Source organism: Thauera phenylacetica B4P, from assembly GCF_000310225.1.
Taxonomy (GTDB): Bacteria; Pseudomonadota; Gammaproteobacteria; order Burkholderiales; family Rhodocyclaceae; genus Thauera; species Thauera phenylacetica.
Window position 1 is genome coordinate 1 of sequence record NZ_AMXF01000110.1, and the last position, 12995, is coordinate 12995.

A 12995-nucleotide genomic window follows, 5' to 3' on the forward strand; every position below is an offset into this window, starting at 1 on the left:
GGACCCGGCCGCGCTCGGCGCCGCGGTGGCGGTCTCGCGCCGCCGCCAGTGGATCGCCGCCGGCGCCACCAGCGCGGCAAGCAGCGCCGCCACCAGCAGCAGCGGCCAGGTCACCGGCTCGTTCCACTCGGCGCGGGCGGCCTCGCGGCGCTCGATGTCCAGGCGCTGGTATTTCATCGTGTTGCGCACCATCGCCCCGGTCTTGCGGTTGAGCACCCAGCCGTGCTGCAGCGAATACGACATCGGGTGGAAGGCGAAGACCCACGGCGCGTCGTGCTGCAGCATCGCCACCATGCGGTCGATGAGCTGCTGGCGCGCGGGGCCGTCGGACATGGCCTTCATGCGCTCGAAGAGGGCGTCGTACTCCGCGTTCTCGTAGTTGGCCGCGTTCTGGCCGTTGAACTTCACCTTGCCCTGCGGACCGTGGAGCAGGAAGAGCAGGTTCTCGGGGTCGGGGTAGTCGGCGTTCCAGCCGAAGAAGAAGAGCTGCGCGTTGCCCTGGCGCACCTTGTCCTGGAAGCGGTTGAAGTCGGTCGGGCGCACCACGAACTGCACGCCGAGATCGCGAAACTTCTTCGCCAGCCAGTCCGAGCGCGCCTTGTCGCCCAGCCCGCCGGGCGTGGTGTCGAGGTTGATCACCAGCGGCTCGCCGGTCTGCGCGTTGCGCCCGTTGGGCCAGCCGGCCTCGGCGAGCAGGCGGCGCGCCGCGTCGACGCCACGGCGCACCGGGCGCCCGTCCGCCTCGCTGCCCTGCCATTCATAGACCACCGGGTTCATCCCCGCCCGCCCCTCGCGCGCACCGAAGATGCCCGGCGGCAGCGGGCTCATGCCGGGCAAGCCGCGGCCGTTGAGGAAGATCGACACGAATTCCTCCATGTCGAGCGCGATCGAGATCGCCTGGCGCAGCTTGCGCGCGCGCTCCTTGTCCGCCTTCGACGCGCCGCCGCCCACCAGCGGGTCGAGCATGTTGAAGCCGAGGTAGAAGATCGACGGCGACACGGACGTGAGCAGGCGGATGCCCTTGTCGCGCATGTCGTCCGACAGCGTGACCTCGCCCTGGCTGGTGAGGCTGACGGCCTGGTCGAAGTTGTCCGAGGACACCCCGGAGGCGTCGTAATAGCCCTGCAGGAACTTGTTCCAGTACGGGATGCCCTCGCGCTCGCGCGAGAACACCACGCGGTCGATGAAGGGCATGGGCTTGCCGCAGTCGGCGAGCAGGCCGGCCTCGGCGTCGGCCCCTTCGGCGCCCCCCTCGCCCTCGCAGGGGTAGGCGTCGCCGCGGTAGTTCGGGTTGCGCGCCAGCACCATGCGCGCGTTGGGGTTGTTCTCGACCAGCATGTAGGGCCCGGTGCCCACCGGCCACCAGTCGAGCGTGAGGTTGCGCTCGGCCATGCCGGGCTGGGCGAAGAAGCGGTCGACCTCGCGCGGCACGGGGCTGAAGAAGGGCATCGACAGCCAGTACAGGAACTGCGGATAGGCGCCCTGCAGGGTGATGCGCCAGGTGTGGCGGTCCACCACTTCGACGCCGGGCAGCGCGAAGCGGTCGAGGTCCAGCCAGCCGGGCGGCCCTTCCACGCCGTCCTGCGCCGCCACCGCGCCCTCCCCATCCGCTGCGCCGGGCGCGGCCAGCGCCGCCTGCAGCGCCTGCAGTCCGGGCAGGTATTCGGCCATCAGCTCGAAGATCGGCGAGTGCAGGCGCGGATGCGCGAGGCGCTTGATCTGGTAGACGTAGTCGCGCGCCTCGAGCTCGCGCGTGCCGGTCGCGGCGAAATCGCCGAGTCTGCGCACGCCGCGCAGGTCGTCTTCTTCCAGGCCGAGATAGCGGGGCCTGCCCTCCTCGTCGAGCGCGAAGGCCGGATGCGGCTGGTACAGGATGCCCGGGCGGATGCGCACCTCCACCACGGTGCGCGCCACCTTGGCCGGGTCGGCATTTGCGGGCAGCTCGCGCCCGGCGGCGTCGAGCCGGCGCACGCGCGGCATGGCCTCGGCGGTGGCGGGCTCGAGCACATACGGGCGCTTCAGGTAGTGGTACTGCAGCGGTGGCTCGACGATCTGGTACAGGAAGCTCGCCTCGTCCTCGCTGTAGGACTGCACCGGGTCGAGATGCTTGGGGCGCTCGGTGAAGGCGGTGTACAGGATGTGCTCGCCACGCTCGGCCGCCGGATAGGGATCGTTCCATACCGGTCCGCAGGCGGCGAGCGCCAGGCTCGCGAGCAGCGCGCTGCCCGTCGCGCGCAGCGACGCGACCGCCCCGCGCGGGTGCGCAGGCTGGCATGGGCCGGGGTGGCCGAGGGTCCGGAGAGGGCTGGAGAACCGGCGCACGGGCAGGTGGGAGCTTGGATCGAAGGCCGGATTCTGGCAGGTTTCGCACACGCGTGCGATCCGCACGCGGCGCCGCACGCGCTGCCGAGCGCACCCGCCCCAGCGCCGGAGCGCCCGCAGAACCCGTTCGGCGGCCCGCCTCCATCGAGCCGCAGCGGCGAAAGTCCTGTCCGTCGCAGGGTTTTCACGGTTTTTCGCTATAATCGCCGTCTTGTCATTCGGAGTCATTTCTCATGGGCTTTCTCGCCGGCAAACGAATCCTCATCACCGGTCTGCTCAGCAACCGTTCGATTGCCTACGGCATCGCCAAGGCCATGCATCGTCAAGGCGCCGAGCTCGCCTTCACCTACCAGAACGACCGCTTCAAGGACCGCGTCGCCAAGCTGGCGGCCGACTTCGGCAGCAGCCTGATCTACCCGCTCGACGTGCAGGACGACGCGCAGATCACCGGGCTGTTCGAGCAGCTCGGCCAGCAGTGGGACGGCCTCGACGCGCTGGTGCACTCGATCGCGTTCGCGCCCGGCGAGGCGCTCGAGGGCGACTTCCTCGACGGGCTCACCCGCGAGGCCTTCCGCATCTCGCAGGAGGTCAGCACCTACAGCTTCCCGGCGCTGGTCAAGGCCGCCCGCCCGATGATGCAGGGCCGCAACGCCAGCGTGCTGACCCTGTCCTACCTGGGCGCCGTGCGTACCATGCCCAACTACAACATCATGGGTCTCGCCAAGGCCAGCCTCGAGGCCTCGGTGCGCTACCTCGCCGTCACGCTCGGTCCCGAAGGCATCCGCGCCAACGCGATCTCCGCCGGCCCGATCAAGACGCTCGCGGCGTCGGGCATCGGCAGCTTCGGCAAGCTGCTCTCCTTCAACGAGCACAACGCCCCGCTGCGCCGCAACGTGACCATCGAGGAAGTCGGCAACGCCGCCGCCTTCATGTGCTCGGACCTCGCCAGCGGCATCACCGGCGAGATCATGTACGTGGATGGCGGCTTCAACACCACCGCGCTCGGCAACGCGCTGCCGCTGCCGCAGTAAGGCGCTGCGCGGGCCCTGCCCGCCACCTCCGCATCCGCCCCGCCAGGATCGGGCGGAAGGCGCAAAAAAAGCCCGGTGTCGCCACCGGGCTTTTTCTTTCCACATTTCTTTCCAATTCGCCTTCGCGACGAGTGCCGATGGCGGGCCTTTGCCAGGACGGCCAGGGATCAGCGCTGCTCGACCTGCAGCGTGGCCGGATTGACGGTGACCTCGTAGCGCTGGCGCAGCTCGCTCAGGAAGGCACCGAAGTCGCGCCCTGCCAGGAGCTGGTTGTACTGCCCGGCCACCGCGGCGACGCGCGGGTCCTCGTCGCCGATCTGCGCGCGCTCGACCGCCTCGATGCGGTACAGCACGTAGTCGCCCTCGGCGGACTGCACGCCGACGTGCGCCGGCAAGGTCTCGGCCGAGGCCGAGAACACCGCCTGCATCGCCGCCGCCGGGAGCCCGGGGGCGCCACGCTGCAGCTTGCGCGCCTCGCCCCAGCTGGCCGCGGCCGGCTCGCCCTTGCGCAGCGCAGCCAGCATCGCCTCGCCGTCACTGGCGGCCTTCACTCGGCCCTGCTCGATGCGGACGAGCTCGACGATGCGCTCGCGCACTTCCTCCAGCGGCAGGCGGCGCGCCGGCTCGAAGGCCTTGACCCGCGCCGACACCAGGGTGCCGTTGCCGATCTCGATGGCCTCGGTGTTGCGGCTCTTCTGCACCGCCTCGTCGCCGAACAGGGCGGAGAGCACGCGCTCGTCGGCGAGCGGTGCGGGGGCGGAGTCGCGGCTGATCCAGTCGGTGGTGACGGTCTTCAGCCCGAGCGCCTCGGCCGCGGGCTGCAGGCTGTCGGGCTGCTCATAGACCGTGTTGGAGAACTGCTCCGCCAGCTCGGCGAAACGACGGCCGGCCTCCTGGGCGCGCAGCTCGGCGAGGATCTCCTCGCGCACCGCCTCGAAGGGCTTCACCGAGGACGCCTTGATGTCGGTGACCTCGACGATGTGCACGCCGAACTCGCTGCGCACCGGCTCCCCGATCGTGCCCTTCTGCAGACCGAACACCGCGTCCTCGAAGGCCCCAACCATCACGCCGCGGGCGAAGAAGCCGAGATCGCCGCCGTTGCCGGCCGAGCCGGGATCCTGCGACTTCTCCTTCGCCAGCGCGGCGAAGCGCGCCGGGTCGGCACGCAGCGCCTCGACGAGCGCGCGCGCCTCGGCCATCACGCGATCGACCTCGGCCTGCTCGGCGCCCTGGTCGAGGGCGAGCAGGATGTGGCGCGCCTGACGCTCCTCGGCCACGCCGAAGCGCTGCGGGTTGCCGTCGTAGAAGGCGCGCACCGCGTCGTCCGCGACCTCGATGCCGCGCTCGATCGCCGCGCGGTCGAAGACCAGGTATTCGGCCTGCAGCCGCGCCGGGCGCTCGAAGCGCGCCGGGTTGGCCTCGTAGTAGGCATTGATCTGCGCGTCGTCGACCTTGACGTCGGCCGCCAGGGCCTTCGCCGACAGGCGGAACTCGCGCACGCTGCGCTCCTCGAGCTGGGCATCGAGAAAGCGCCGCGCCGAAGCCTTGGGGACGATGCCCGCGTCGCCCACCGCCGCGACGATCTGTTGCACCCGCACGTCCTGCGCCAGGCGCGCCTCGAAGCTCGCCGGCGTCATGCCCTGGGCACGCAGCAGGTTCTCGTAGCGCTGCAGCGAGAAGCTGCCGTTCTCCTGGAAGGACGGCACGCCGGCGATGGTCTCCTGCAGTTGCTGCGGGGTCACCACGAGGCGGTTCTCGGCGGCATAGAGCGCGAGCACGCGCTGGTTGATCAGGTTCTCGAGCACCGCGCGACGCAGCTCGGCAGACTCCAGCAGCGCACGATCCACCTGCCCGCCGGCGTCCTGGCGCAGGCGGTCCTGCTGCTCGCGCAGGGCCTGGTCGAACTCCCACGCGCCGATGCTCGTGCCGCCGACGCGCGCAGCCTCGTTCGCCGACCCCGACTCGCTGAAATAGGCGTCCATGCCGAAGAAGGCGAAGGGGACGATCAGGATCGCCAGAATCACCTGCGCGACACGTTTATTGTTGCGAACAGCCTCGAACATCTCGTATTCCGTGGAAAGGACAGGAAAGCGCAGCCCATTTGGAGGGGCGCCGGCGCGAAAGTTCCGCAGTTTAGCGCATCGCCCCGGCTTCGGGTCCGCAGCATGCCATCCGTCACAACTGCGTACGAACTGCTCTAAATATACTTCGCACATGCCCGCAAGCCTTCTTCCCGGACTCGCACTTGCCCTGCTCTACTGGGCGGTCGGCTATCCCGCGATCCACCTCGCCATCCCTCCGGGCTATACCGCCCCCTTCTTCCCGCCGGCCGGCATCGCGCTCGCCGCGCTGTTCGTGTTCGGCCTGCGCCTGTGGCCGGCGGTGTTCGCCGGCTCGGCGCTGATCCAGCTCGCGACCGCCTGGCCGCTGCTCGGCAGCCTGGGCTGGAGCCTGCTCGGGCCGCTGGCCGTGCCGGTGGGTGCAACGCTGCAGGCAGTGGTCGGCGTGCTGCTCGCGCGCCGGCTGCTCGCGCCCGGCGACACGCTCGACACGGCCGGCTCGGTCATGCGCTTCCTGGGGGTCTGCGTGCCGCTGAGCGGCCTGGTCTGCTCGACAATCGGCGTCTCCGCGCTGGTCTGGGCGGGCGTGATCCCGACGACCGATGCGCTCTTCAACTGGTGGAGCTGGTGGACCGGCGACACCCTGGGCATGCTCGTCGCCGCGCCGCTGAGCCTCGTCTTCATCGGCCGCCCCGCGCAAGACTGGCGCGAGCGCCGGCTCGGCGTCGCACTGCCGATGTCGATCGCGCTCGTGCTGCTCGCGCTGGCCTACCAGCAGGTCGTGAGCTGGGAGAAGACGCGGCTGCGCGCGCAGTTCGAGCGCGACAGCGCCCACCTCTCCGGGCTGCTGCAGAAACGCCTCGAAGAGCAGGTCGACATGGTGCGCTCGATCGAGCGCCTGCTGCTCGCCAGCGACCACGTCTCGCGCAGCGACTTCCAGGCGTTCGTCGCGCCGTGGATGCAGCGCCACCCCGGCACGCGCAGCTTCACCTGGAACCGGCACGTGCCGCACGCAGCGCGCGACACGTTCGAGGAGGCGATGCGCGTCGAACGGCGGATGGATTACCGCATCCTCGACCGCAGCCCCGCCGGAGCCACGTCGCCTGCGGTCGAGCGCAGCGAGTACTTCCCGGTCACCCACGTCGAGCCCGAGGAGGGCAACCGCGCGGTGCTGGGGATGGACCCCCTCTCCTTCCCGATCTCGGGCGAGGCGATCCGGCGCACGCTCGCCGACGGCCAGCCCGCGGCCACCGCGCGCATGCGCCTCGTGCAGGAGCATGGGGAGCAGCATGCCGTGGTGCTCTACCAGGCCGTATTCGGCCCCGCCGCGAGCGCATCCCCGCGCGCGCCGATCGCCCTCGTCTCCGCGGCGCTGGGCATGGACGACCTGCTCGTCACCGTGTCGCGTGAGGCGGCTGAACACGGCATCGCCGTGCGCCTCGTCGACCGCGACGCGTCCCCCGAGGCGGCCTTGCTCGGGGGCGAGCAGCACACGAGGGCTTCGGTGTGGCCGGATGAACTCCTGAACCACGTCACGCGCCTCGATCTCGCCGGTCGCCACTGGGAGCTGCAGACCCGCGCCCTGCCCCAATACACCGAGGACCTGCGCAGCTGGGCAGCCTGGGGCACGATCGCGGTCGGGGTGCTCGCCAGCGGCATGCTCGGCGCGCTGCTGCTGATCACCACCGGCAGCCGCCGCCGCATCCAGGCGCTGGTCGAACGCCGTACCGCCGAGCTCGAGGCCGCGGGCGCGCGCCTGCAGGAACATCGGGCCGCACTGGTCGACGCGCAACGCATCGCGCGCCTGGGCAGCTGGGAAACGCTCGCCGGGCAAGAGGGGCTGCAGGTCTCGGACGAGCTCCGTCTCCTGCTCGACTGCACGCACCGCAAGCCGAGCTCGCTGGGCGAGCTGATCGACCTGATCGCCCCCGCCAGCCGCGCGGCGCTCACCCGCGCGATCGAGCGTGCCGCCACCGAGCCGGGCCGGATCATGCTCGACTGCAACACCGACAGCCTGCCGATGCGCACCCTGCAGTTCCGCATCGAGGGCGAACACATCGATGGCCGCCTTCGCCGCATCCGCGGCACCGCCCAGGACGTCACCGCGCTGCGCGAGGCCGAAACGCGCATCCGCTACCTCGCCCGCTTCGACCCGCTCACCGGCCTGCTCAACCGCAGCGCCTGGCAGGACCACGCGCAGGACGTGCTGCGCCACGCGGTGCGCCACGACGACCGCTGCGCGGTGCTGTTCCTCGACCTCGACCACTTCAAGACGGTCAACGACTCGCTCGGCCACGCCGCCGGCGATCGCCTGCTCGCCCAGGTGGCCTGCCGGCTGAGCAGCTGCGTGCGCGAGGAAGACCTGGTTGCCCGCCTCGGCGGCGACGAGTTCGTCATCCTGGTCTCGCGCCTGGCGCACACCGACGAACCGGCGCGCGTGGCCGAGCGCGTCCTCGACGCGCTGGCGCGGCCGCTGCAGATCGATGGCCAGCCACTGCACGTCGGCGCGAGCATCGGCATCGCCCTCTACCCGGCCGACGGCGGCGACATCGACGCGCTGCTCAAGCATGCCGACACCGCGATGTACGAGGCCAAGGAGTCGGGCCGCAACGCCTACCGCTTCTTCCTGCCCGAGATGACCCATCGCGTCACCCACCGCCTGCAGGTCGAGGCCGAGCTGCGCTGCGCGATCGAGACCGGCGAGCTGCGCCTGCACTATCAGCCGCAGATCGACGCTGCGACCGGGCGTCTGTGTGGCTGCGAGGCGCTGGTGCGCTGGCTGCACCCCGTACGCGGCCTGCTCCCGCCCGACCAGTTCATCCCGTTCGCCGAGCAGAGCGGCCTGATCGTGCCGCTCGGCGAGTGGGCGTTGCGCGAAGCCTGCCTGCAGCAGGTGCGCTGGCGCGACGCCGGCCTGCCGCCTCTCGACGTGGCGGTGAACATCTCCGCGCTGCAGTTCCGCCGGCGCGACTTCGTCGCCACGGTGGCGCGCGTGCTCGCCGAGACCGGCGCCGACCCCGCGCGGATCGAACTGGAGATCACCGAGAGCGCGCTGATGGACGCGACGCCCGAGCTGGTCGCGAGCTTCGACCAGCTTGTCGCGCTCGGCCTGACGCTGGCGCTGGACGACTTCGGCACCGGCTACTCCAGCCTGTCCTACCTCAAGCGCCTGCCGCTGCGCCGCCTCAAGATCGACCGCTCCTTCGTCGACGGCCTGCCAGACAACCCCGAAGACGTGGCGATCACCTCGGCCACCCTGTCGCTCGCCCGCGACCTGAGCATGGACGTCGTCGCCGAGGGTGTGGAAACCGAGGAGCAGCGCACCTACCTGCGCAGCCGCGGATGCGGCGCGATGCAGGGCTACCTGTTCTCGAGGCCGCTCGGGGTGAAGGCGTTCGGGGAGTGGGCCCGGGAGCGGACAGCCGCGTTCGCCTGACGAGCCCGCCGCGCTGATGTAGGAGCGCCGGCAGGCGCGAAAGCGGCGGGGACCGAGGGCGACGTGCGTAGATAACCCGACCGCCGCATTCGCAGCTGCCGCAGCTCCTACAGGGCCCGCCGCGTTGATGTAGGAGCGCCGGCAGGCGCGAAAGCGGCGGGGACCGAGGGCGACGTGCGTAGATAACCCGACCGCCGCATTCGCAGCTGCCGCAGCTCCTACAGGGCCCGCCGCGCTGATGTAGGAGCGCCGGCAGGCGCGAAAGCGGCGGGGACCGAAGATGACACGCGTCGAAGTCTCGACCGCCGCATTCGCAGCTGCCGCAGCTCCTACAGGGCCCGCCGCGTTGATGTAGGAGCGCCGGCAGGCGCGAATGCGGCGGGGACCGAGGGTGACGTGCGTCGATAGCCCGACCGCCGCATTCGCAGCTGCGGCGACACCCGCAGGACAGCCCCGATTACACGAGCGCCGCGGCGCGCTGGAACACCAGCTGCCCGCCTTCGGCATCCACCCGGATGCGGTCCTTGGGTGCGAACCTGCCCTCCAGGATCGCCTTCGCGAGCGGGTTCTCGATGCGCTCCTGGATCGCGCGCTTCAAGGGCCGCGCGCCGAACACCGGGTCGAAGCCAGCCTCCGCCAGCTCGGCGAGCGCCGCGTCGCTGATCTCCATGCCCATCTCCAGCCGCGCCAGGCGCTTCTCGAGGTACTGCAGCTGGATCTTCGCGATGCCGGCGATGTGCTTCTCGTCCAGCGCGTGGAACACCACCACCTCGTCGATGCGGTTGACGAACTCCGGGCGGAAGTACGTCTTGACCTCCGCCATCACCGCGAGCTTGATCACGCCGTAGTCGTCCCCGGCCATGGCCTGGATCATCTGGCTGCCGAGGTTGGAGGTCATCACGATCACGGTGTTCTTGAAGTCCACCGTGCGCCCCTGCCCATCGGTCATGCGGCCGTCGTCGAGCACCTGCAGCAGCACGTTGAACACGTCCGGGTGCGCCTTCTCGACCTCGTCGAACAGGATCACGCTGTAGGGCTTGCGCCGCACCTGCTCGGTCAGGTAGCCGCCCTCCTCGTAGCCGACGTAGCCCGGGGGCGCGCCGATCAGGCGCGCGACCGAGTGCTTCTCCATGAACTCGCTCATGTCGACGCGGATCAGGTGCTCCTCGGAGTCGAACAGGAAGTTCGCCAGCGTCTTGCACAGCTCGGTCTTGCCGACGCCGGTGGGGCCGAGGAAGAGGAAGGAACCATACGGCCGGTTCTCGTCCGACAGGCCGGCACGTGAGCGCCGGATGGCGTCGGCCACCAGGCGCACGGCCTCGTCCTGGCCGACCACGCGCTCGTGCAGCTTGTCTTCCATCTTCAGCAGCTTCTCGCGCTCGCCCTGCATCATCTTGCTCACCGGGATGCCGGTGGCGCGCGAGACGACCTCGGCGATCTCCTCGGCGCCGACCTGGGTGCGCAGCAGCTTGTTGGGCGTGGCGTTCTCGCCGGCCTGCTCAGCCATCTTCAACTGGCCTTCGAGCTGCGGCAGCTTGCCGTACTGCAGCTCGGCGACCTTGTCGAGCTGACCCTTGCGCTGGAACTCCGCCATCTGCGCACGCAACGCGTCGATCTCTTCCTTGATGTGGGCCGAGCCGGCGGCCTTGGACTTCTCCGCCTTCCAGATCTCCTCGAGGTCGTTGTACTCGCGCTGCAGCTTGGCGAGCTCTTCCTCGATGAGCTGCAGGCGCTTCTGCGAAGCCTCGTCCTTCTCCTTCTTCACCGCCTCGCGCTCGATCTTGAGCTGGATCATGCGGCGGTCGAGCTTGTCCATCACCTCGGGCTTGGAGTCGATCTCCATCTTGATGCGCGCGGCGGCCTCGTCGATCAGGTCGATCGCCTTGTCGGGCAGGAAGCGGTCGGTGATGTAGCGGTGCGACAGTTCGGCCGCGGCGACGATCGCCGGGTCGGTGATGTCGACGCCGTGGTGGATCTCGTACTTCTCCTGCAGGCCCCGGAGGATGGCGATCGTCGCCTCGACCGAGGGCTCCTCGACCAGCACCTTCTGGAAGCGGCGTTCGAGCGCGGCGTCCTTCTCGATGTACTTGCGATATTCGTCGAGCGTGGTGGCGCCGATGCAGTGCAGCTCGCCGCGCGCGAGCGCGGGCTTCAACATGTTGCCGGCGTCGATCGCGCCCTCGGCCTTGCCGGCGCCGACCATGGTGTGGAGCTCGTCGATGAAGACGATGATGCGGCCCTCTTCCTGGGCGATCTCCTTCAGCACCGCCTTCAGGCGCTCCTCGAACTCGCCGCGGTACTTGGCGCCGGCGAGCAGCGCCGCCATGTCGAGCGAGAGCACGCGCTTGCCCTTGAGCGTCTCGGGCACCTCGTCATTGACGATGCGCTGGGCCAGGCCCTCGACGATCGCGGTCTTGCCCACGCCCGGCTCGCCGATCAGCACCGGGTTGTTCTTGGTGCGGCGCTGCAGGATCTGGATGGCGCGGCGGATCTCGTCGTCGCGGCCGATCACCGGGTCGAGCTTGCCGCTGCGGGCGCGCTCGGTGAGGTCCATGCAGTATTTATTCAGCGACTCGCGCTGGCCCTCGGCGTCCTGGCTGCCGACATTGGCGCCACCGCGCACGGCCTCGATGGCGGCCTCGAGCGCCTTGCGCGCAAGGCCGTTCTCTTTCAACAGCCGGCCGGCCTCGCCCTTGTCGTCGGCGAGCGCGAGCAGGAACATCTCGCTGGCGATGAACTGGTCGCCGCGCTTCTGCGCTTCGCGGTCGGTGACGTTGAGCAGGTTGTTGAGGTCGCGGCCGATGCTGACCTCGCCGCCGTGGCCTTCGACCTTGGGCAGGCGGCCGATGGCGCGCCCCACCGCGGTCTTGAGCGGCGGCACATTGACGCCGGCGCGCTGCAGCAGCGACACGCTGCCGCCGTCGTCCTGCTCGAGCAGGGCCTGCACCACGTGCAGCGGCTCGATGAATTGCTGGTCGTTGCCCACGGCGACGCTCTGCGCATCGGCGAGGGCTTGCTGGAACTTGGTGGTGAGCTTGTCGAAACGCATGGGGACGATCCTCGGGATTCGTTGAACTGAACCCTATGTGGGGCACATCCGCGGCGCTTCAAGTGCCCGCTCAGAGATGCGGCCGCGGCTGGCCCGGGATGTCGGGGTAGCGCACGTAGTCGACCAGGTCCTGGATCTCCTGCGGCGGCGGCTTGGTCAGCAGGCTGACCGCGACGATGGTCGCGAAGCCGAGCGGGACGCCGAACACCCCGGCCGAGATCGGGTTGATGTCGAACCAGGCGTTGGCCATCGAGCCGCCGAAGAAGGGGTGGGTGCGCACGACATAGAACACCGTGACCGCGAGCCCGACCAGCATGCCGGTGACCGCCCCGGGGCGGTTGGCACGCTTCCAGAAGATGCCCAGCACGAGTGCCGGGAAGAAGGCCGAGCCGCCGATCGAGAACGCCAGGCCGACCATGAAGAGGATGTTGTCCGGCCGCATCGACGCCACCCAGGCCGCCACCACCGCAACGACCAGCAGCTGCGACTTGGAGATCACCAGCCTGCGGTGGGTCGTGGCCTGCGGGTTGATCACCTTGTAGTAGAGGTCGTGCGACAGCGCGTTCGAGATCGTCAGCAGCAGGCCGTCGGCGGTGGACAGCGCCGCCGCCAGCCCTCCGGCCGCGACCAGGCCCGAGACCACGTAGGGCAGGCCGGCGATCTCGGGCGTGGCGAGCACGATCACGTCGGTGTTGAGGCGCAGCTCGGCGAGTTGCAGGATGCCGTCGCCGTTGAGGTCCTCGATGCGCACCAGGCCCACCCTGCCCCAGGACGCCACCCAGTCGGGCAGGATCGCGATGTTCGAGCCGACCAGGTTGTTATAGACCTCCCACTTCGCGAACACGGCGTAGGCCGGCGCGGTGACGTAGAGCAGGAAGATGAAGAACAGCGACCACAGCACCGAGCGCCGCGCCTCCATGACGCCGGGCGTGGTGTAGTAGCGCATCAGGATGTGCGGCAGCGCCGCCGTGCCCACCATGAGCACGAACATCAGCGCGAGGAAGTTGTTGCGCGCGGTGGCGGACTCGTCCGCGCTCGCGCCCGGATGCGCCTCGGCGTGGCGAGGGGGCGGGCGCGCGCGCTCGAGCGCCTCGGCG

6 protein-coding genes are annotated in these 12995 nt (G+C 69.9%); 2 read left to right on the forward strand and 4 right to left on the reverse strand.

Annotated elements, in window-relative coordinates; translation table 11 throughout:
- On the reverse strand, positions 1-2238 hold a 2238-nt coding region (locus C667_RS13780; protein ID WP_039921583.1), incomplete at its 3' end, for an ABC transporter substrate-binding protein.
- 317 nt (positions 2239-2555) lie between these two features.
- On the opposite strand from C667_RS13780, the gene fabI reads away from it, so the two are divergent.
- Positions 2556-3353, forward strand: a complete 798-nt coding sequence (fabI, locus tag C667_RS13785; protein WP_004366111.1) for an enoyl-ACP reductase FabI — start codon at positions 2556-2558, stop codon at positions 3351-3353.
- 167 nt (positions 3354-3520) lie between these two features.
- Here the strand turns inward: fabI and C667_RS13790 are convergent, their stop codons facing one another.
- On the reverse strand, positions 3521-5416 hold the full coding sequence (locus tag C667_RS13790; RefSeq protein ID WP_004366114.1) for a SurA N-terminal domain-containing protein: 1896 nt from the start codon (positions 5414-5416) through the stop codon (positions 3521-3523).
- 151 nt (positions 5417-5567) lie between these two features.
- Between C667_RS13790 and C667_RS13795 the strand changes: the two genes are divergently transcribed.
- A complete protein-coding gene (locus C667_RS13795; RefSeq protein ID WP_004366116.1) occupies positions 5568-8849 on the forward strand; it encodes an EAL domain-containing protein in 3282 nt (1093 codons plus the stop codon).
- 457 nt (positions 8850-9306) lie between these two features.
- Here C667_RS13795 and clpB read toward each other — a convergent pair whose 3' ends face one another.
- Positions 9307-11898 (reverse strand): ATP-dependent chaperone ClpB, encoded by a 2592-nt coding sequence (gene clpB / locus C667_RS13800; protein WP_004366118.1) that lies wholly within the window; start codon positions 11896-11898, stop codon positions 9307-9309.
- 70 nt (positions 11899-11968) lie between these two features.
- The coding region (locus C667_RS13805; protein WP_004366120.1) for a VC_2705 family sodium/solute symporter at positions 11969-12995 on the reverse strand (1027 nt) is incomplete at its 5' end.